Origin of the sequence: Pseudomonas sp. IzPS59, assembly GCF_014863505.1 — a bacterium.
Taxonomy (GTDB): Bacteria; Pseudomonadota; Gammaproteobacteria; order Pseudomonadales; family Pseudomonadaceae; genus Aquipseudomonas; species Aquipseudomonas kribbensis.
Genome location: NZ_CP062251.1, coordinates 1,139,175 through 1,160,022, shown reverse-complemented (window position 1 = coordinate 1,160,022; position 20,848 = coordinate 1,139,175). Strand labels below are relative to the sequence as shown.

Below are 20,848 nucleotides of genomic sequence, written 5' to 3'. Positions count from 1 at the left end.
CTAAGACCGCTGAACACCATTAACTCCGGCCCTCTAACGGCCTGATATATACAGAGGTAATTGCGATGCGCATCAGCATATTTGGTTTGGGTTACGTCGGTGCAGTCTGTGCCGGTTGCCTGTCTGCACGGGGCCATGACGTGGTTGGCGTCGATGTTGCAAAAGACAAGATCGATATGATCAACGCTGGCAAATCCCCCATTGTCGAACCGGGCCTGGGCGAGTTGCTGGCGCAAGGGATCGAGACCGGTCGTCTGCGCGGTACGACCAACTTCGCCGAGGCGATTCGCGACACCGACCTGTCGATGATCTGCGTCGGCACGCCGAGCAAGAAGAACGGCGATCTGGAACTGAACTACATCGAAGCGGTGTGCCGCGAGATCGGTTTTGTCCTGCGTGAAAAATCCACCCGTCACACCATCGTCGTGCGCAGCACCGTGCTGCCGGGCACCGTGGCCAATGTAGTGATCCCGATTCTCGAAGACTGCTCCGGCAAGAAGGCCGGCGTCGATTTCGGCGTGGCGGTCAACCCTGAGTTCCTGCGTGAGTCCACTGCGATCGCCGACTACGACCTGCCACCGATGACTGTCATCGGCGAGTTCGACAAGGCTTCGGGTGACGTTCTGCAATCGCTGTACGAAGAACTCGACGCACCGATCATCCGCAAGGACATCGCCGTCGCCGAGATGATCAAGTACACCTGCAACGTCTGGCACGCGACCAAAGTGACCTTCGCCAACGAGATCGGCAACATCGCCAAAGCGGTGGGCGTCGATGGCCGTGAAGTGATGGACGTGGTCTGCCAGGACAAGACCCTCAACCTGTCCCAGTACTACATGCGCCCGGGCTTCGCCTTCGGCGGCTCGTGCCTGCCGAAAGACGTGCGTGCCTTGACCTACCGCGCCGGTTCCCTGGACGTGGAAGCGCCGCTGCTCAACTCGCTGATGCGCAGCAACGAATCGCAAGTGCAGAACGCCTTCGACATCGTTGAAAGCCACGACAAACGCAAGGTCGCCCTCCTCGGCCTGAGCTTCAAGGCCGGCACCGACGACCTGCGCGAAAGCCCGCTGGTGGAACTGGCCGAGATGCTGATCGGCAAGGGTTACGACTTGAGCATCTACGACAGCAACGTCCAGTACGCCCGTGTCCACGGCGCGAACAAGGATTACATCGAGTCGAAGATCCCCCACGTGTCGTCCCTGCTCAATGCGGATTTCGACTCGGTGATCGACAACTCCGACGTGATCATCCTCGGCAACCGCGACGAGAAGTTCCGCTCCCTGGCTCAACAGGCGCCACACGGCAAACAGGTCATCGACCTGGTCGGCTTCATGGCCAAGGCCACCGATGCCGGCACCCGCACCGAAGGGATCTGCTGGTAACGCAGCAGCAAGCCTCGAGCTTCAAGCCGCACGCCGTGAATCGGCGGGCGGCCTGAAGCCCCCATCACCTTCGGATGACGGTCATGTCCAAGCTCAAACATTTTTTTCTGCAATCCGCCGGCTGGCTTTTGTTTCTGAGCCTGCTGATGGGCCTGGCCCTGATGCTGCCCGAGTCCACGTTCGACTCCGAGTCGAAGGACTTCATTTTCCTGATTGGCGCCGTGGGTATCTGGCGCTACTCGATGGGTGCAACGCACTTTGTGCGCGGCATGATTTTTCTCTACATCGTCTACCCGCACCTGCGCCGCAAGGTTCGCAAGCTGGGCAAGGCGGCGGACCCGTCCCATGTGTTTCTGATGGTCACCAGTTTCCGCATCGACGCGTTGACCACCGCGCAGGTCTACAGCTCGGTGATCCGCGAAGCCATCGACTGCGAACTGCCGACCACCGTGGTCTGCTCCATCGTTGAAATGTCCGATGAGCTGCTGGTCAAGGCACTGTGGGCGCGGATGAATCCGCCGGACCGGGTCAAGCTCGACTTCGTGCGCATTCCCGGCACCGGCAAACGCGATGGCCTGGCCTACGGCTTCCGTGCGATTTCCCGCCACCTGCCGGACGACCGCGCCGTGGTGGCCGTGATCGACGGCGACACCGTGCTCGCCGAAGGCGTGGTACGCAAGACCGTGCCGTGGTTCCAGATGTTCGGCAACGTCGGCGGCCTGACCACCAACGAATTCTGCGAAGTGCGCGGCGGCTACATCATGAGCGAGTGGCACAAGCTGCGTTTCGCCCAGCGCCACATCAACATGTGCTCGATGGCCCTGTCCAAGCGCGTGCTGACCATGACCGGCCGCATGTCGGTGTTCCGTGCCTCCGTGGTGACCAACCCGGACTTCATCGCCGACGTCGAAAGCGACTCGCTGCAACACTGGCGTCTGGGCCGCTTCAAGTTCCTGACCGGCGACGACAAGTCGAGCTGGTTCAGCCTGATGCGTCTGGGCTACGACACCTTCTACGTGCCGGACGCGGCGATCAACACCGTTGAGCACCCGCCGGAAAAGAGCTTCATCAAGGCCAGTCGCAAACTGATGTTCCGCTGGTACGGCAACAATCTGCGGCAGAACTCGCGAGCACTGGGCCTGGGTGTGAAACGCCTCGGCGCCTTCACCTCGGTGGTGCTGTTCGACCAGCGCGTGTCGATGTGGACCTCACTGCTGGGCCTGACCGTGGCGATCATCGCCAGCTTCAAATACGGCGGCGCGTTCATCCTCGCGTACCTGCTGTGGATCGGCATCACCCGCCTGATTCTGACGCTGCTGCTGTCGTGCTCCGGTCACCGCATCGGCCCCGCCTACCCGGTGATTCTCTATTACAACCAGATCGTCGGTGCGCTGGTGAAGATCTACGTGTTCTTCCGCCTCGACCAGCAATCCTGGACTCGCCAGCCCACTTCCCTGACCCGTGATCTCGCCAGCTTTCAACGTTGGTTCAACACCTGGTCGTCTCGGACCATGACCTTCTCCGCCGGCAGCATTTTCGTCGCCGTGCTGCTGATGATGGTCTGACCTGCCCCTCTTGAATTAACAAGGAAATCGCCCCCATGAATACCGCCGTCAACGTCAACGTAGTGCATGAATCCGAAGCCCAGCGTCAGCACGCCCGAGTGAAAATCCCGGCCAAGCTGCGGTTCTTCGGCCCTGACCGCGCACCGGTCGAAGCGCGGGTCATCGACCTGTCCGCCGGTGGTCTGGCGTTCAACGCCGGGCAACTGCCGCTGACCGTCGGCCAGGTGTACAAGGCGCGCCTGCAATTCGTCATCGACAACCTCGGCATCGCCATGGATGTTGAACTGCAAGTGCGCTCCTACGACCGCCAGACCGGCCGCGCCGGTTGCCAGTTCCAGAACCTTGAACCGCAGGACATTTCCACCCTGCGCCACCTGATCACTTCGCATCTGGCCGGCGACATCGTCAGCATCGGCGAAGTGCTGGCGACCCTGCAGCGCGACAACTTCACCAAGGCGCGCAAGACCAAGGACAGCGGCCACGGCATGACCCCGTTCGGGCGTCTGAAAGCCGTGACCTTCAGCGCCGGCATTTTCGCGATCGGTCTTGTGGCAGCGGGTTTCGTTTTCAAATCGGTGTACAGCATGTACTTCGTCAGCCACGCGCAGGCCGGTCTGGTCAGCGTGCCGGGCATGAACATCACCATGCCCCGCGACGGCACCGTGCAGAGCCTGGTGAAGTCCGACGGCGTTGCCGCCAAAGGTGCGCCGCTGGCAACTTTCAGCACCAGCATGCTCGACGTGCTCAAGGGCCATCTGGATGAAGATCAACTGCAACCGGCCAAGGTTGAAGAACTGTTCGGCAAGCAGATGACCGGCACCCTCACCTCTCCTTGCGATTGCACCGTGGCCCAGCAACTGGTGGCTGACGGTCAATACGCGAGCAAGGGCGACGTGATCTTCACCCTGGTACCGCGCAACACCCAGGCCACCGTCGATGCACGCTTCTCCTATCGCCAGTTCGGCGACGTGCGTCCGGGTACTCCGGTGAGCTTCCAGATCGCCGGCGAAGACAAGACCCGCACCGGCAAGATCATCAGCAGCACCAGCCTGAAAAGCGCCGACCTGTCCTCCGACATTCGCGTGCAGATCCAGCCGGACGAGCCGCTGGACAGCACCTTCGCCGGCCGCCCGGTGGAAGTGAACAGCGACCGTGGCCCGAACCTGAACTGGCTGATCGACAAAGCCATGGCTGCCGGTCTTTAAGTCGAGGACATGCCCGTGACGAGCCCTATCAGAATCCTGCCGGTCCCGCTGACGCTGGCCATGGCAATCGCTTTGGCCGGTTGCGCCGGCCTGCCCGACCAGCGTCTGGCCAACGAAGCGCTGAAGCGCGGTGATACCGCGACCGCCGCGCAGAACTACCGTGCGCTGGCCGATCTGGGTTACAGCGAAGCTCAGGTGGGTCTGGCCGACATCCAGGTCGACAGCCGCGACCCCGCGCAGATCAAACAGGCCGAGGCGACCTATCGCGCAGCGGCCGATGTGTCGCCGCGTGCCCAGGCCCGACTCGGTCGCTTGCTGGTGGCCAAGCCCGGCTCCACCGAGGCCGAACATCACGAAGCTGAAACCCTGCTGAAGAAAGCCGCTGCCAATGGCGAAGGCAATACGTTGATCCCGCTGGCGATGCTCTACCTGCAATACCCGCACAGCTTCCCGAACATCAACGCCCAGCAGCAGATCGATCAGTGGCGCAAATCCGGTTACCCGGAAGCCGGCCTGGCGCAGGTGCTGCTGTATCGCACCCAGGGCACTTACGACCAGCATCTGGATGACGTGGAAAAGATCTGCAAGGCCGCGCTGCACACCACCGACATCTGCTACGTCGAACTGGCCACGGTCTATCAGAAACGTGCCCAGCCAGACCAGCAAGCCGAGCTGATCAAGCAACTGCAGGCCGGTTACAGCCGTGGCAGCGTCACGGCCCAGCGCGTGGACTCCGTTGCCCGTGTGCTCGCCGATTCGACCCTCGGCAAGACCGACGAAAAAACCGCGCAATCGCTGCTCGAGCCGATCGCACCGGGCTACCCGGCCTCGTGGGTGACGCTGGCGCAACTGCTCTACGACTTCCCGGAACTGGGCGATATCGACCAGATGATGAAGTACCTCGACAACGGCCGCGCCGCCGATCAGCCCCGCGCCGAGCTGTTGCTGGGCAAGCTCTACTACGAAGGCAAACTGGTGCCGGCCGATGCGAAAGTCGCCGAGGAACATTTCCAGAAAGCCGTCGGCCGCGAAGTCGCCGCCGACTACTACCTCGGCCAGATCTACCGCCGTGGCTACCTGGGCAAGGTCTATCCGCAGAAGGCTCTCGACCACCTGTTGACCGCTGCGCGCAACGGCCAGAACAGCGCCGACTTCGCCATCGCCCAACTGTTTTCCCAAGGCAAGGGCACCCAGCCTGACCCACTGAATGCCTACGTGTTCAGCCAGTTGGCCAAGGCCCAGAACACGCCGCAAGCCGATGAACTGGCGACCACCCTCGCGGCGCAATTGCCTCCCGAGCGTCTGGCCGAAGCCCAGCGCCTGTTGCAACAGGAACAGGCCAGCCGTGGCGCCCTGAATCAGAACACGCTGCAACTGCACGCCCTGCAAGAAGAAGACGGCGAGGAAAAATTATGAAGTTGAATCCATTCGTGAAGGCCGGCATTGGCCTTACGTTCGCGCTGATCTGGTCTTGCCCGACACTGGCCGCGATCACTGAAACCAAGAACTTCGGCCTCGAAGTGAAAATCACCGGGCAGTCCGAAGACGACCGTGATCTCGGCACCGCGCCCGGTGGCGACGTCAACGGCGTCGGCCTGGACCTGCGCCCATGGATCTACGGCGAAAGCGGCGCCTGGAGCGCCTACGCCATGGGCCAGGCCGTGACCTCGACCGACATCATCGAGACCGACACCCTGCAACAGTCCGACGGCGCCGAAACCACCGACAGCGGTGATCGCAAGACCAAGAAGAACTACCTGGCGATGCGTGAATTCTGGGTCGGCTACAGCGGTCTGACGCCCTACCCCGGCGAGATCCTCAAGTTTGGTCGCCAGCGCCTGCGCAACGACGACGGCCAGTGGCGCGACACCAACATCGAAGCGCTGAACTGGACCTTCGACACCACCCTGCTGCGCGCCAACGCCGGTGTCGCCGAACGCTTCAGCGAATACCGCACCGACCTGAAAGAGCTGGCGCCGAAAGACAAGGATCGCCTGCACGCCTACGCCGATGCGGCGTATCAGTGGACACCGGGCAACTGGGTCGGCATTCGCGGTCATCACACCCACGATAACGGCAAACTCGATTACGCCGAACCGGGCGTGCCCCGCGACACCCTAGACAAAACCCAGAACGGCGACATCAGCTGGCTCGGCCTGACCGCCGACAGCGACGCCTACAACTGGCGCAACACCAACACCGTCAACTACTGGGGCAGCATCACCGGCATGAGCGGCGACCGCGATACGGTCAATCCGCTGAACGCCGATGGTACCCGCCCGGCGCAAGCCAAGCGCAGCGAAGACATCAACGGCTGGGCCACCGACATCGGCGTGCGCCTGCGCCTCGATCCGCAATGGCAGGTCGGTGCGGCCTATGCCCGCGCCAGCGCCGATTACCAACAGAACGGTCTGGAGAGCAACCGCTCGAACTACACCGGTACTCGCTCGCGGGTACACCGCTTCGGTGAAGCGTTCCGTGGCGAAATGAACAACATGCAGACCGCCACGCTGTTCGGTTCCTGGATGCTCAACGACCAGTACGACGCCAGCCTGATCTACCACAAGTTCTGGCGCGTGGACGGCAACAAACCGGTGGGCAGCAACGGCATCAACGCGGTGGAAAACAACACCGACGACGTGACCGGCGCAATCCTCTCCAGCACCTCGCTGCCACTGCAGGACGGCAACAAGGATCTGGGCCAGGAAATGGATCTGGTGGTCACCAAGTACTTCAAGCAAGGCCTGCTGCCGGCGGCGTTGAGCCAGTCGATCGACGAGCCTTCGGCCCTGGTGCGTTTCCGTGGCGGTGTGTTCAAGCCGGGTGACGCCTATGGCAGCCAGGTCGATTCGTACATGCACCGCGCGTTCATCGACGTGATCTGGCGCTTCTGATGCAAACCGCGAAGGGAGTGCCCGACATGAACAACCCAAGGAAAGGCTCGCTCAGCCTGTTGGCCGGCGCAATGCTGCTGGCCTCGACTGGCGCCTTCGCCACGGTCGAACCGGCGGCCCCTCAGCCAGGCAAGCCGGTCACCATCGCCAAGGAGCTGCAACAGGCCAAGACCTACACCGTCAGCAGCGCGCCAACTGAAGCGCTGGAGCTGGCCAAGCCGAAACTGCCCGACCTCTCCGGCTTCACCGCCGAAGCCGCCGCCGCAAAAATCGTGCGCAGCAAACCGGGCAAGATCAGCGTGCGCCGGATGATGCAGGAAGACGCCCTGAAGGACTTCATCGGCGGCGACAACAAGATGGCCGAATGGGTGGTGCGTCAGCACGGCATCCCGCAGGCGATCTTCGTCGACGACGGTTACATGAACCTGAAAGAGCTGGCGCAGAAACTGCCAAAACAGTATTTCAGCGAAACCTCTCCGGGCGTGTATCTGGCGAAATTGCCGATCGTCGTGGGCCGCAAAGGCATCCTCGAAATCGACGGCCAGACCCAGGAATTGCGCCTGTCCCAGGAGGCCGGTTCGTTTCTGGTCAACGACGGCCAGTTGTTCGTGCGTGATACCAAAGTCACCGGCTGGCGCGAGAAGGACAACGGCCCGGCGACCTTCCGTTCGCCGAAGGAATTCCGCCCGTTCCTGCTGGCCTGGGGCGGCACCGAGACCTACATCGTCAACAGCAAGATGGCCAGCTTCGGCTACGCCAACAGTAAGTCCTACGGCGTGAGTATTTCCCAGTACACACCGAACATGGCCAAGGTGCTCAAGCGTCCCGAGCCGACCGGCTGGATCGTCGGTTCCGAGTTCTCGGACATGTGGTACGGCTTCTACTGCTACGAGACCCGCGACTTCGTGGTCAAGGGCAACACCTACAAGGACAACATCGTCTACGGCATCGACCCCCACGACCGTTCCCACGGTCTGATCATTGCCGAGAACACCGTCCACGGTACGAAGAAGAAGCACGGGATCATCATTTCCCGTGAGGTGAACGACAGCTTCATCTTCAACAACAAAAGTTTCGACAACCACCTCTCGGGCCTGGTGATCGACCGTAACAGCGTGAACAACATCGTTGCCTACAACGAGATCTACAAGAACCACACCGACGGCATCACGCTTTACGAGTCCGCCGACAACCTGCTGTGGGGCAACAAGGTCATCAGCAACAAGCGCCACGGCATCCGCATTCGTAACAGCGTGAACATCCGCCTCTACGAAAACATCGCCATGGCCAACGGCCTGACCGGCGTCTACGGCCACATCAAGGACCTGACCGACACCGACCGCGACATCAAGCTCGACCCGTTCGACGCTCAGGTTTCGCTGATCGTGGTCGGCGGTGAACTGGCGGCCAACGGCAGCGGCCCGATGGCCATCGACTCGCCGCTGAGCGTCGAGCTGTACCGCGTGTCGATGCTGGCGCCGACCAAATCCAGCGGCATCAGCTTCAACGGCGTCCTGGGTGACCGACAGGATGAAATTCTCGACCTGCTGGTGCGCCAGCAGAAAGCCGTGCTGATCGACCCCGTCGAACGCCAGACCGAAATGCGGGACTGAGGATAATTTTATGCACCCACACCTGATCAAATTACTCAGCCTGTCGGCCCTGACCGTGGGCATTCTGGCGGCCAGCAATGGCGCCCGCGCGGATGAGGTCCAGCCACCGAAATTCACCGCCGAACCCTGCTGCAGCCTGTGCCCGGCCGCTCATGACGCGAAGAACTACACCACGCGTTATCAGCAGAACTTCACCACCCTGGTGCAGGCCCAGGGCGACTGGTTGTTTCGGACCCAGGAAGACCTGCGCACCGAGTTCAACACCACCCCGGCCGGCTACAAACGCCTGCAACAGTTGCACGATGCGTTCAAGGCCAAAGGCGTCGAACTGGTGATCGTCTATCAGCCGACCCGTGGCCTGGTGAACCGCAACAAGCTCAACCCGGCGGAAAAAGCCGCGTTCGATTACGAGAAAGCGCTGGGCAACTACAAGACCATGCTCGGCCGTTTCGCGCAGATGGGTTACGTGGTGCCGGACCTGTCGCCGCTGACCAACGAATCGCTGCCCGACACCCTGCCCGCCCACGATTTCTACTTCCGTGGCGACCAGCACTGGACGCCGTACGGTGCGCAGCGCACGGCGAAAATCGTCGCCGAGAAGGTCAAGCAGATCCCGGCCTTCGCCGACATTCCCAAGCGCGAATTCGAAACCAAACGCTCCGGGCGCATGGGCAAGACCGGCACCCTGCACAACATGGCCGGGCAACTGTGCGGCACCAGCTATGCGATCCAGTACATGGATCAGTTCACCACCGAGCCGAAAGGTGAAGCCGGTGACGGCGACCTGTTCGGCGATTCCGGTAATCCGCAGATCACCCTGGTCGGCACTTCCCACAGCGGCAAGAACTACAACTTCGCCGGCTTCCTCGAAGAAGCCATCGGCGCCGACATCCTCAACGTCGCCTTCCCCGGCGGCGGTCTGGAGGGTTCGATGCTGCAGTACCTGGGCAGCGACGAATTCCAGAAGACGCCGCCGAAAATCCTCATCTGGGAGTTCTCGCCGCTGTATCGCCTCGACCAGGAAACCATCTACCGCCAGATGATGTCCCTGCTCGACAACGGCTGCGAAGGCAAAGACACGCAAATGTCCGCCAGCACCACGCTCAAGCCCGGCGGCAAACAGGAACTGCTGGTCAACAGCAAGAACCTGAACCTGCAGAACAGCGGCCATCAGGTCGACATCCGCTTCGCCGACCCCTCGGTGAAGAAACTGCAAGCCACCCTCTGGTACATGAACGGTCGCCACGAGGACATCAAGATCGAGAAACCGGAAACCTCCGACACCGACGGTCGTTTCGCCTTTGAGTTGCGCACGGACGAAGACTGGGCCTCGCAGAACCTGCTGGCGGTCGAAGTCCAGGGCCCGGATGCGGGCACCGCGCCACAGAAAGTCGAAGCGAAAATCTGCAAACGCAACGTATTCCCGGGCACTGGGCAACAAACCGCTCAGGTCGGGCAATGAGGTCTGCCATGCGAAACCGAACGATCAAACACCTGCTTGCGCCTACCCTGCTGACCCTGGCGATGTTCGCCGGGGCCACTCAGGCCGCCGCGCCACTGCGTCCGCCTCAGGGCTACTTCGCCGCCGTGGATAAATTCAAGACCGGCGACAAGAGCGAAGGCTGCGACGCGATGCCGGCGCCCTACACCGGGCCGCTGCAATTTCGCAGCAAATACGAAGGCTCGGACAAGTCCCGCGCCACGCTGAACGTGCAGTCGGAAAAAGCCTTTCGCGACACCACCAAAGACATCACCACGCTGGAACGCGGCACCGCCAAGCGGGTGATGCAGTTCATGCGCGACGGTCGCCCGGAACAGTTGGACTGCACGCTGAACTGGCTGGTTACCTGGGCCCGGGCGGACGCATTGATGTCCAAGGACTTCAACCACACCGGCAAGTCGATGCGCAAATGGGCGCTGGGCAGCATGGCCTCTTCGTACATTCGCCTGAAGTTCTCCGACTCGCATCCGCTGGCCCAGCATCAGCAGGAAGCGCAGTTGATCGAAGCCTGGTTCAGCAAGATGGCCGATCAGGTGGTCAGCGACTGGGACAACCTGCCGCTGGAAAAAACCAACAACCACTCGTACTGGGCCGCGTGGTCGGTGATGGCGACGTCCATCGCCACCAACCGCCGCGACCTGTTCGATTGGGCGGTCAAGGAATACAAGGTCGGCGTCAATCAGATCGACGCTGACGGCTACCTGCCGAACGAACTCAAGCGCCAGCAACGCGCCCTCGCCTACCACAACTACGCCCTGCCGCCGCTGGCGATGATCGCCAGTTTCGCTCAGGTCAACGGTGTGGATCTGCGTCAGGAAAACAATGGCGCGCTGAAACGCCTGGGTGACCGGGTGCTGGCCGGGGTGAAAGACCCCGGGGACTTCGAGAAGAAGAACGGCAAGGAACAGGACATGACCGACCTGAAAGAGGACATGAAATTCGCCTGGCTCGAACCGTTCTGCACGCTCTACACCTGTTCGCCGGATGTGCTGGAGAAGAAGCACGGGATGCAGCCGTTCAAGACCTTTCGACTGGGTGGCGACCTGACCAAGGTCTACGACCCGTCCCATGAAAAGGGCAACAAGGGGTCGTAAGGCAGAACGCTAAACCCTGTGGGAGCTGGCTTGCCAGCGATTGCAATCCGACATTCAACACGGATGTCGACTGACCCGACGCTATCGCTGGCAAGCCAGCTCCCACAAGGGTTGTGGTGAATCTGGATGCAATACATCCCCCGGACTTTTCATGGGGGGTTTGGGGGGGCTTTGGCCCTTGACTGTTGGTTCAAACATGGAGAGATCGGGATGGTATTTTCATCCAACGTGTTCCTGTTTCTGTTCTTGCCGATCTTTCTCGGCTTGTACTACCTGAGCGGGCAACGCTATCGCAACCTGCTGCTGCTGATCGCCAGCTACGTGTTCTATGCGTGGTGGCGGGTGGACTTCCTGGCGCTGTTCGCCGGCGTCACCCTGTGGAACTACTGGATCGGCCTGAAAGTCGGCGCCGCCGGCGTACGCACCAGACCGGCCCAGCGCTGGCTGTTGCTCGGCGTGGCGGTGGACCTGTGCATCCTCGGCTACTTCAAGTACGCCAACTTCGGCGTCGACAGCATCAACGCGATGATGACGTCGGTCGGTCTCGAGCCGTTCATCCTGACCCACGTGCTGTTGCCGATCGGCATCTCGTTCTACATCTTCGAGTCGATCAGCTACATCATCGACGTGTATCGCGGCGACACCCCGGCGACCCGCAACCTGATCGACTTCGCGGCGTTCGTGGCGATCTTCCCGCACCTGATCGCCGGCCCGGTCCTGCGTTTCCGTGATCTGGCCGACCAGTTCAACAACCGCACCCACACCCTCGACAAGTTCTCCGAGGGCTGCACGCGGTTCATGCAAGGTTTCATCAAGAAGGTGTTCATCGCCGACACCCTCGCCGTGGTCGCCGACCATTGCTTCGCCCTGCAGAACCCGACCACGGGTGATGCCTGGCTCGGCGCGCTGGCTTACACCGCGCAGCTGTATTTCGACTTCTCCGGCTACAGCGACATGGCCATCGGCCTGGGCCTGATGATGGGTTTCCGCTTCATGGAAAACTTCAAGCAGCCCTACATCAGCCAGTCGATCACCGAGTTCTGGCGCCGCTGGCACATCAGCCTGTCGACCTGGCTTCGCGACTACCTCTACATCACCCTCGGCGGCAACCGCAAAGGCACGCTGATGACCTATCGCAACCTGTTCCTGACCATGCTGCTCGGTGGTCTGTGGCACGGCGCGAACATCACCTACATCGTCTGGGGGGCATGGCACGGCATGTGGCTGGCGATCGAGAAAATGCTCGGCCTCAACACCTCGCCGCGCAGCCTCAATCCGATCCGCTGGGCGCTGACTTTCCTGCTGGTGGTCATGGGCTGGGTGATCTTCCGCGCCGAAAACCTGCACGTGGCCGGGCGCATGTACGGCGCGATGTTCAGCTTCGGCGACTGGTCGCTGTCGGAACTCAATCAGGCCAGCCTCACCGGTCTGCAGGTCGCGACTCTGGTGGTCGCTTACGTGACCCTGGCGTTCTTCGGCCTGCGTGATCTGTACACCAGCAAACCTCCGGTGAAGACCAAACCTGCAGTCAACGTCGAGAGCGACGGCCCTGCCGGTGCGCAACCGGGTCTTATCAAGGCTGCCCCCGGCGAAAACCCGGCGAGCATCCACGAACCTGGCTACACCGTCGGCGTCGACGCCCAGGTGCAACCGGCGTACTGGACGGCGGACTGGTCGCGCTACGTGATGCGCGGGCTGATCCTGCTGCTGTTCATCGCCTCGATTCTCAAACTCTCGGCGCAAAGCTTCTCGCCGTTCCTTTACTTCCAGTTCTGAGGGATCTGACATGACCCGCTCATTACGCATCTTCTACATCGCGCTGTTTCTGGTGACCCTGCTGGTGCTCGGTCTGTGGTCGGTGCGCAGCTTCTTCGGCTTCAGCACCAACGCCGACGCGACGGTGCTCAACGGCCGCTGGACCAAAGCCGTGGAAACCCACTACGACGATGAATTCCCGATCAAGCGTCTGGGCACCAACCTCTGGGCCGCGCTGGATTTCAAACTGTTCAACGAAGGTCGTCCGGGCGTGGTGCTCGGTCGCGATCAGTGGTTGTACAGCGATGAGGAATTCAACCCGATCGTCAACGAAGAGCTGAACCTGCAAGGCAACTACGCGCTGGTCGAAGGCGTGCGCCAGACCCTGAAAGAGAAAGGCGTGAAACTGGTGATGGCGATCGTGCCGGCCAAGGTTCGCCTGTACCCGGAACACCTGGGTGAAGTGAAACCGGCGAGCATCCACGCCAACCTTTATCAGGACTTCCACGCCCGTGTCGCGGCCGACAAGATTCTCGCCCCCGACCTGCTCGGCCCGCTGCAAAAGGCCAAGCAGAACGGTCAGCAAGTGTTCCTGCGCACCGACACCCACTGGACCCCGGAAGGCGCGGAAATCGCCGCCAACACCCTGGCGAAAACCATCGCCGACAAGTTCCCGCTCAGCGGCGAGCCGCAGCGTTTCGTCACCACGCCCGCCGAGAAGGTCACGCACAAGGGCGACTTGCGTCTGTTCCTGCCGCTGGATCCGCTGTTCGAAAACCTGATGCCGGCCAAGGAGCCGCTGCAAAAGCGCAACACCGTGGCCGCCGCCGAGCAGCCTGCCGGTGACGACGCGCTGTTCGCCAACAGCGAAGTGCCGGTCGCGCTGATCGGTACCAGCTACAGCGCCAATCCCAACTGGAACTTCGTCGGTGCGCTGAAACAAGCGCTGCACAGCGACGTCGTGAATTACGCCGAGGACGGCCACGGCCCGATTCTGCCGATGCTCAGCTACCTGAAAAGCGATGACTTCAAGAACAGCCCGCCACAGGTGCTGATCTGGGAGTTTCCTGAACGATATCTGCCTGTGAACAACGAAATCGGCGACGCCGACCCGCAGTGGGTCGCAGAGCTTAAACAAGCCGGCGCGCGCCAACAAAACGTAGCAATCAACACTAAATCCGAGACGCCCGATCGGGCGCAAAACTGAAAGAGAGGTACACCATGACTTTCACTACAACTCCTCGTCGTCTCGCCAAACGCTTCGCTCTGGTTGCGGGTCTGAGCGTACTGTCGGTCCAGGCCTTTGCCGGTGGCGACGCCGCGCTGTACGGCCCGACCGCACCGAAAGGCTCGACCTTCGTACGGGTCTACAACGCCAGCAACGCTGAAGTCAGCGCCACCGTCGGCAGTACCAATCTGAGCGACGTCGCGCCGCTGGCGAGCAGCGATTTCAGCTTCATGCCAGGCGGTGACTACAGCGCCAAGGTCGGCAGCCAGACCCTGCCGGTAAAACTCGCCGGTGACCACTACTACACCCTGGTCAACAACGCCTCCGGCGCGCCGCAGCTGATCGAAGAACCGCCGTTCAAGAACAAGCAGAAATCCCTGGTCCGCGTGCAGAACCTCAGCGACAAGCCGCTGACCCTGAAGACCGCCGACGGCAAGACCGACGTGGTGCCGAACGTGGCCGCCAAGGGCCGTGGCGAGCGTGAAATCAACCCGGTGAAAGTCAGCCTGGCGCTGTACGAAGGCGACAAGAAAGTCGGCGACGTGAAACCGGTCGCCCTGGAGCGCGGTGAAGCCGCGGTGCTGTACGTCACCGGTAACGGCAGCAACCTGTCGCCAGTCTGGGTGAAGCGCCCGGTATCGACTCGCTAAGTACATGAAACCGGGCAGCCATCGCTGCCCGGCACGGAATAACAACAAGAGTGAAACGACACAGGCTCGTGGCTCTAACCCAATCGATTTTATGGAGTAAACAATATGATTCCGGTGATCTTGTCAGGTGGTAGCGGTTCACGTCTTTGGCCGCTTTCGCGCAAGCAGTTTCCCAAGCAGTTCCTCGCCCTGACCGGCGAACACACACTGTTCCAGCAAACCCTCGAGCGTCTGGTGTTCGAAGGCATGGACACCCCGATCGTGGTCTGCAACAAGGATCACCGCTTCATCGTCAACGAGCAGTTGAGCAACCGGAACCTGGAATGCCAGCGCATCCTGATGGAGCCGTTCGGCCGCAACACCGCGCCGGCCGTGGCGCTGACCGCGATGATGCTGGTCAATGAAGGTCGCGACGAACTGATGCTGGTGCTGCCGGCCGACCACGTTCTCGAAGACCAGAAAGCCCTGCAACGCGCCCTCGCCCTGGCCACCGTCGCTGCCGAAAACGGCGAGATGGTGCTGTTCGGCGTACCGGCCACCAAACCGGAAACCGGTTACGGCTACATCAAATCCACCGGCGATTCACTGCTGCCGGAAGGCGTCAGCCGCGTTTCGCACTTCGTGGAAAAACCCGACGTCAAACGCGCCACCGAGTACGTCGAGTCCGGCGGTTACTACTGGAACAGCGGCATGTTCCTGTTCCGCGCCAGCCGCTTCCTCGAAGAGCTGAAAAAACACGATCCGGACATCTACGACACCTGCCTGCTGACCCTGGAGCGCAGCACTCAGGACCCGGACACCATCACCTTCGACGAAGCCACTTTCGCCTGCTGCCCGGACAACTCCATCGACTACTCCGTGATGGAAAAAACCCAGCGCGCCTGCGTGGTGCCGCTGACCGCCGGCTGGAGCGATGTCGGCTGCTGGTCGTCGCTGTGGGAAGTCAACGAGAAGGACGCCAACGGCAACGTCAGCAAGGGCGATGTGGTCATCCAGGACAGCAAGAACTGCATGATCCACGGAAACGGCAAACTGGTGTCGGTGATCGGTCTGGAAAACATCGTGGTGGTCGAAACCAAGGACGCCATGATGATCGCCCACAAGGACAAGGTCCAGGGCGTCAAGCAGATGGTCAACACCCTCAACGAGCAGGGCCGCAGCGAAACCCAGAACCACTGCGAGGTCTACCGTCCGTGGGGCTCCTACGACTCGGTGGACATGGGCGGCCGCTTCCAGGTCAAGCACATCTCGGTCAAACCGGGCGCGTGCCTGTCGCTGCAGATGCACCACCACCGCGCCGAACACTGGATCGTGGTCAGCGGCACCGCCGAAGTGACCTGCGACGAAAACGTGTTCCTGCTCTGCGAAAACCAGTCGACCTACATCCCGATCGCCTCGGTCCACCGCCTGCGCAACCCGGGCAAGATCCCGCTGGAAATCATCGAAGTGCAGTCGGGCTCGTACCTGGGCGAAGACGACATCGAGCGCTTCGAAGACATCTACGGTCGCTCCACCCCGATCGAACGCGGCGTGTCGGTGAAAACCATCGCGCAGTGATCGCTCTGTAATTAAAAGCCCCCGTCCAGCCTGCTGCGTCCCCTATCCGCAACGGGTTGGGCGGGGGCTTTTTTTAACCGGTCTTTCGCCCGTTGCTCGGTATGACCGCCCGGCTCATGGTTTTCCTGACGCGCGTCTGTGGATAAACCGAAACCGTTGCATTGGTTTTCTTGAAAAAACCGGTGCTGCCCGGGCTGTAACGCTCGATCCCGCTAGCCCCCTGAATGGTCTGGTAATGGATGTTCCAGTGTTGCTGCTTGCGGTCGTATTTCATGAAGGCGAAACCGGTCGTGAGGTTTTCCTGACGCCCCTGATCGTCGGGTGCATAGCCGTAATCCTGATACTCCATGGCAGCAGCCTGGCCCATCCCGTGGCCTTCGGAAAGGTCGTTGTATTGGCCATTTTCCTTTCCGCCCTCCACATGCCGGACACGAAGCACGTTGTCGTTCAGTTGATCCACCGTCAGTGAGCAACCACTGAAACCGGGGGTGAATACATGGTCCGGCTGCGCTCCTGACGGATGCAGCGGGATATCGACATAGCCCCCCTGAGGCGCCCAGAACCCCGAAACTGCATTGTGCTTGTCGGGCATCTCGCCTTTGCCGATGTCGACAATTCTCAACGCATTGAACTCGCCTTTGCTGGTGCCCGAATAAGCGATTCGGTCCAGGCTGAAGATCAACTCACCCTTGCCGTCCTTGCGCGTCAACTGGTTGACCGTGTCGCTGGAGTAGCGGCCGGGAACCGGGTCGAGAAACTGAGTACTGATTTCAATCCTGCCGAGTTCGCCGACCTCCAGCGCCTTCTGGATATTGCCGGGCTTGCCTGTCGCGGGAACGCTGCGCAGCGGATTGCCCCGGTCGACTTGCACAGCGCCAGCAATCTCACGAGCGGTCCCCGTGGCGATCACTGGTTGCCATAAACCGTTGGCCAGTTTCTTGCGGGTAACCGCTCCCTCGTCGTCGATGTAGGTAAGCGGATTGTTGTGAACCATTCGAAAGAGATTCACTCCGTCGGCATACTCCGCAGGATCGGCACTGGCCCAGCGCAGCAACCACGAGATGTAATAACGCAGCCCGAAGTAGTCGAGCCCGGTGGCATCGCGCTCCTTGCCCGAATAACGGACGAATTTGTAGTTGAATTCGCCGTCCCGCCAGGCGCTGGTGCCGAAAGGGTGAAACGTTTCGCGGCCGATCACCGCACCGTCATCGGCGGTTTCCAGACTGACCGAACCCAGGTGATCGACATGTTGGTATCGATACCGATTGTTGATTCCCGAAGGCGGCGGGTTTTCCCAATGCTGTACTTGAACGTTGTCGGCAATGATGACCTGCAACCGTTCGCCGGTACCGTTGTCGGTGCGCAATTGCAGTCCAGGCAAATAGCGCACATCGGCAATCAGGGTGCGGGCGTTGGTTCGTAATGAGCGGATCTTGCGTACTCGCTGACCGCCAGACTCGTAGAGATAGACCTCCTGGTCGTTGAGCCCGGAGGCGCGTTGCACCGGGCTGACCGATTGCAGTTGATTGCGCAGGTTCCAGCTCAGCAGCCGCCCCGGTTCCAGCTGCAACAGGTTACCTCTGCGGTCGTATGCGGCTTCGATTTGAGCGTCGTCAGGAGGTGTGTCGTCATAGGGCAGAGCGCGGTTGCTGTAACTCGCCGGTTTCAGTTTTCGCCCATGACTTTGTGCGCCGACATGAGTCAGCCTGCGCAGGTTGCCACCGGGATCATATTCGTAAGTCTGCTGATAGTTGCTGACCGCCATCGGATCGATGCGCCCCATCGATTGTGGGCTCTGATTGACAGTGCCGGCTTCCCAGCCAGACGCCATGATCAACTGGTAAAGGCTGTCGTAGACAAAGCGGCTGACCGGCTCGATGCGCGTGTTGGCGAAGTAACGGATCGGCAATGCCTTGTCTTCGATACTCAGCACATTGCCCATCCTGTCGTATTCATAACTCAGGTGTTGCAGCACTCCACCGTGATTGTCTTCGTCCCGACGGGCCATCAGGCGACCGTCTTCGGGTCGATATGTGCGGGCAGTTTGCACACCGTTGCCGGCGGTTTCCTGCTCAATACTGCCGTATGCGTTGTAGTGAATATCGCTGATCAGAACCTGTTCAGGCTCACCCCTCAACTGCAATCGGCGCTCGTGCAAGCGGCCATCGACGGTCAGCGCAAATGCATGCCGGTTGTTTCGGGCATCCGTCTGTTCCAGGACATCGCCCAGCGCCCCATAGCGCCACTGCGATGTTGCACCGACGCCGGGTTCCAATAGCCGCTGACGATCCGCCTCCTGCTCCGGCCAGTCGGGTGTCAGCGGGTCCAGTGTGAAGTGGCGGGTGTCTTCGGTGCATGAATCGTTGATTGCAAACGCGTTGAACAGCACGCTGCCCGCCGGATGATCATGACGAATTAGCTGACCAAACTGGTTTCGCGACTGGTCCCCGCTGCCGGGATGACCGTAGATCAGGCGCTCGACACAACGCTGAAGCTCGCCCGTTCCTTCTTCGAATATCGCGACGGGGCGCAGCAGATTGTCGTGCTCGATCTCGCGCTGCGTCTGACGGCTGTCCCAACTGAACACCGTTTGCCTGGCGAGCCCCTTTAACTCGACTTGCGTGCCGGCATCGACGCTATCCGAACGAATCATCGAGGCGTCCAAGGTAAACACCTGGGCCAGGTTGGCCGGCGCCAGCGGGTCGCCGACTTGTGACAGCCAAAGCCGCGGATCCCAGTGTTTCACCGCATTCCCTGCCGGATCGTGAAGCGTACGGTTGATCCGGGACTCGACGGGGGCGCCTTCGACGGTTCGATGATATTCGACCTTGCGGACCGAAAAGCCGCGCGGGTCGAACACAGACATCCTTGGCGTATTGATGTGCAAGCTCATGAAGCGCGCTCCCCGCGCGACCGACATTCGTTATAACTCTGGCATCTGAACAAGCTCAGCGCTGGTTCGGCTACTGTCAGAAATTACAGTCCCGACCAACGGCACCTTCTATTGATCAGCGAATGTCCATTCCCGCGCCCCTTCGGTAGGATGGTCATCACGAGTTCAAGGAGCGTTCGAACATGTTCATCGGCGTCTTGCTGGTCATCACCTGGCTGATCCTGCTGTTGCGCTACCCGGCCAAGGCCTTGCCGGTGTCCATGGCGGCCGCTGTCGGCCTCGGGCTGGTGGCGATGTGGGTGGTGTGGCTCGACAATCGTGAGGTCAAGCAACTGGCGCGGCTCGAGTTGCGCATCACCTATGCACCTGAGCAGTGCCCGGCGGACCGTCCGCTGCAACTGAAGATGAACAACGGCAACGACGTGCCTTTGACCGAACTGCGCTGGCGCATCGCAGCTTACGCGCCGGGCGACACCGTGAATCTGGCCGACAATCAATACGCCGCCCCGCGCTATCGCGGCCCCGGCGAACTGCAGGCCGGTGGCAATTGGGAAGACTGCCTGCCGCTGCCACCGCTGCGTCCCGGTTATCGCCCGCAAACCCTGGAGTTTCGCGCCGAGCGATTGCAGGGTAGTTTCTCCGACTGATCCCCTCCCCTCACACTTTGCACAAGGAATGCGCCATGCCCGTTGCGTTGATTACCGGTTGTTCCAGCGGCATCGGCCGCGCCCTCGCCGATGCCTTCAAAGGCGCCGGCTACGAGGTCTGGGCCAGTGCGCGCAAGGCTGAAGATGTCGCCGCGCTCAGCGTCGCCGGATTCACGGCGGTGCAGCTCGACGTCAACGATAACGCAGCGCTGGAGCAACTCGCCGAGCGGATCAACCAGCAACACGGCGGCCTCGATGTGCTGATCAACAACGCGGGTTACGGCGCCATGGGCCCGTTGCTCGACGGCGGCGTGGCGGCCATGCAGCGCCAGTTCGAAACCAACGTGTTTTCGATTGTCGGCGTGACCCGCGCCCTGTTCCCGGTGCTGCGCCGGGCGAAAGGCCTGGTGGTGAACGTCGGCAGTGTTTCCGGGGTTCTGGTCACGCCGTTCGCCGGCGCGTATTGCGCCTCGAAAGCGGCCGTGCATGCGTTGAGCGATGCCTTGCGCATGGAACTGGCGCCGTTCGGGATTCGCGTGATGGAAGTACAGCCGGGGGCGATTCAGTCCAGCTTCGCCAAGAATGCCGGCCATGAGGCCGAACAGTTGATCAACGAACAATCGCCGTGGTTTCCATTGCGTGAAGGCATCCGGGCCCGGGCCAAAGCGTCCCAGGACAAGCCGACGCCGGCGAGCGAATTTGCCGCCGAGTTGCTCAAGGCAGTGCAGCAGAACAAACCGCCACGGCTGATCCGCATCGGCAATGGCAGCCGGGCGCTGCCGTTGCTGGCGACGTTGTTGCCGAAAGGATTGCTGGAGTCGACGTTGATGAAGCGCTTCGGCTTGCGCGGGCAACTGTGAGACC

Annotated in this window: 15 protein-coding genes; 14 read left to right on the top strand and 1 reads right to left on the bottom strand. The window is 61.3% G+C overall.

Annotated elements, in window-relative coordinates:
• Window positions 1-65 precede the first annotated feature (65 nt).
• The 12 genes from IF189_RS05035 to IF189_RS04980 all read left to right on the top strand — a co-directional run bounded on the left by IF189_RS05035 (window position 66) and on the right by IF189_RS04980 (window position 16,444).
• A complete protein-coding gene (locus tag IF189_RS05035) occupies window positions 66-1,382 on the top strand; it encodes a nucleotide sugar dehydrogenase (protein WP_085711697.1) in 1,317 nt (438 codons plus the stop codon).
• Window positions 1,383-1,465: 83 nt separating this feature from the next.
• Window positions 1,466-2,947 (top strand): mannuronan synthase, encoded by a 1,482-nt coding sequence (alg8, locus tag IF189_RS05030; protein WP_162803455.1) that lies wholly within the window; start codon window positions 1,466-1,468, stop codon window positions 2,945-2,947.
• Between the two features lie 35 nt (window positions 2,948-2,982).
• Window positions 2,983-4,152 (top strand): alginate biosynthesis protein Alg44, encoded by a 1,170-nt coding sequence (locus tag IF189_RS05025; RefSeq protein WP_085711699.1) that lies wholly within the window; start codon window positions 2,983-2,985, stop codon window positions 4,150-4,152.
• A gap of 9 nt (window positions 4,153-4,161) precedes the next feature.
• Window positions 4,162-5,568, top strand: a complete 1,407-nt coding sequence (algK, locus tag IF189_RS05020; protein ID WP_192552925.1) for an alginate biosynthesis TPR repeat lipoprotein AlgK — start codon at window positions 4,162-4,164, stop codon at window positions 5,566-5,568.
• Window positions 5,565-7,046, top strand: a complete 1,482-nt coding sequence (locus IF189_RS05015; RefSeq protein WP_134825559.1) for an alginate export family protein — start codon at window positions 5,565-5,567, stop codon at window positions 7,044-7,046. Before algK ends, IF189_RS05015 begins: the two co-directional genes overlap by 4 nt.
• Window positions 7,047-7,072: 26 nt before the next feature.
• Window positions 7,073-8,659 (top strand): mannuronan 5-epimerase AlgG, encoded by a 1,587-nt coding sequence (gene algG / locus IF189_RS05010; protein WP_085711702.1) that lies wholly within the window; start codon window positions 7,073-7,075, stop codon window positions 8,657-8,659.
• A gap of 10 nt (window positions 8,660-8,669) precedes the next feature.
• On the top strand, window positions 8,670-10,121 hold the full coding sequence (locus IF189_RS05005; protein WP_134825558.1) for an alginate O-acetyltransferase: 1,452 nt from the start codon (window positions 8,670-8,672) through the stop codon (window positions 10,119-10,121).
• Between the two features lie 8 nt (window positions 10,122-10,129).
• Window positions 10,130-11,254: a mannuronate-specific alginate lyase gene (locus IF189_RS05000; RefSeq protein WP_192552924.1), complete on the top strand. Its 1,125-nt coding sequence runs from the start codon at window positions 10,130-10,132 to the stop codon at window positions 11,252-11,254.
• A 210-nt stretch (window positions 11,255-11,464) separates the two neighbouring features.
• A complete protein-coding gene (locus IF189_RS28960) occupies window positions 11,465-13,030 on the top strand; it encodes an MBOAT family O-acyltransferase (RefSeq protein ID WP_192552923.1) in 1,566 nt (521 codons plus the stop codon).
• A 10-nt stretch (window positions 13,031-13,040) separates the two neighbouring features.
• Window positions 13,041-14,216 (top strand): alginate O-acetyltransferase, encoded by a 1,176-nt coding sequence (locus IF189_RS04990; protein ID WP_192552922.1) that lies wholly within the window; start codon window positions 13,041-13,043, stop codon window positions 14,214-14,216.
• A 14-nt stretch (window positions 14,217-14,230) separates the two neighbouring features.
• On the top strand, window positions 14,231-14,887 hold the full coding sequence (locus tag IF189_RS04985; RefSeq protein WP_085608134.1) for an alginate O-acetyltransferase AlgF: 657 nt from the start codon (window positions 14,231-14,233) through the stop codon (window positions 14,885-14,887).
• Window positions 14,888-14,992: 105 nt separating this feature from the next.
• Entirely contained in the window at window positions 14,993-16,444 is a 1,452-nt protein-coding gene (locus tag IF189_RS04980) for a mannose-1-phosphate guanylyltransferase/mannose-6-phosphate isomerase (RefSeq protein WP_134825554.1), read from the top strand.
• A 73-nt stretch (window positions 16,445-16,517) separates the two neighbouring features.
• Here the strand turns inward: IF189_RS04980 and IF189_RS04975 are convergent, their stop codons facing one another.
• Window positions 16,518-19,337, bottom strand: a complete 2,820-nt coding sequence (locus IF189_RS04975) for an RHS repeat domain-containing protein (protein WP_225739945.1) — start codon at window positions 19,335-19,337, stop codon at window positions 16,518-16,520.
• 182 nt (window positions 19,338-19,519) lie between these two features.
• On the opposite strand from IF189_RS04975, the gene IF189_RS04970 reads away from it, so the two are divergent.
• On the top strand, window positions 19,520-19,984 hold the full coding sequence (locus tag IF189_RS04970; protein ID WP_134825553.1) for a multidrug transporter: 465 nt from the start codon (window positions 19,520-19,522) through the stop codon (window positions 19,982-19,984).
• A gap of 35 nt (window positions 19,985-20,019) precedes the next feature.
• On the top strand, window positions 20,020-20,844 hold the full coding sequence (locus IF189_RS04965) for an SDR family oxidoreductase (RefSeq protein WP_134825552.1): 825 nt from the start codon (window positions 20,020-20,022) through the stop codon (window positions 20,842-20,844).
• The last annotated feature ends 4 nt before the right edge of the window (window positions 20,845-20,848 follow it).

Coding starts and splice junctions, on each gene's coding strand:
- IF189_RS05035 (WP_085711697.1), top strand. CDS start 66: ATGCGCATCAGCATATTTGGTTTGGGTTACGTCGGTGCAGTCTGTGCC.
- alg8 (WP_162803455.1), top strand. CDS start 1,466: ATGTCCAAGCTCAAACATTTTTTTCTGCAATCCGCCGGCTGGCTTTTG.
- IF189_RS05025 (WP_085711699.1), top strand. CDS start 2,983: ATGAATACCGCCGTCAACGTCAACGTAGTGCATGAATCCGAAGCCCAG.
- algK (WP_192552925.1), top strand. CDS start 4,162: ATGCCCGTGACGAGCCCTATCAGAATCCTGCCGGTCCCGCTGACGCTG.
- IF189_RS05015 (WP_134825559.1), top strand. CDS start 5,565: ATGAAGTTGAATCCATTCGTGAAGGCCGGCATTGGCCTTACGTTCGCG.
- algG (WP_085711702.1), top strand. CDS start 7,073: ATGAACAACCCAAGGAAAGGCTCGCTCAGCCTGTTGGCCGGCGCAATG.
- IF189_RS05005 (WP_134825558.1), top strand. CDS start 8,670: ATGCACCCACACCTGATCAAATTACTCAGCCTGTCGGCCCTGACCGTG.
- IF189_RS05000 (WP_192552924.1), top strand. CDS start 10,130: ATGCGAAACCGAACGATCAAACACCTGCTTGCGCCTACCCTGCTGACC.
- IF189_RS28960 (WP_192552923.1), top strand. CDS start 11,465: ATGGTATTTTCATCCAACGTGTTCCTGTTTCTGTTCTTGCCGATCTTT.
- IF189_RS04990 (WP_192552922.1), top strand. CDS start 13,041: ATGACCCGCTCATTACGCATCTTCTACATCGCGCTGTTTCTGGTGACC.
- IF189_RS04985 (WP_085608134.1), top strand. CDS start 14,231: ATGACTTTCACTACAACTCCTCGTCGTCTCGCCAAACGCTTCGCTCTG.
- IF189_RS04980 (WP_134825554.1), top strand. CDS start 14,993: ATGATTCCGGTGATCTTGTCAGGTGGTAGCGGTTCACGTCTTTGGCCG.
- IF189_RS04975 (WP_225739945.1), bottom strand. CDS start 19,337: ATGAGCTTGCACATCAATACGCCAAGGATGTCTGTGTTCGACCCGCGC.
- IF189_RS04970 (WP_134825553.1), top strand. CDS start 19,520: ATGTTCATCGGCGTCTTGCTGGTCATCACCTGGCTGATCCTGCTGTTG.
- IF189_RS04965 (WP_134825552.1), top strand. CDS start 20,020: ATGCCCGTTGCGTTGATTACCGGTTGTTCCAGCGGCATCGGCCGCGCC.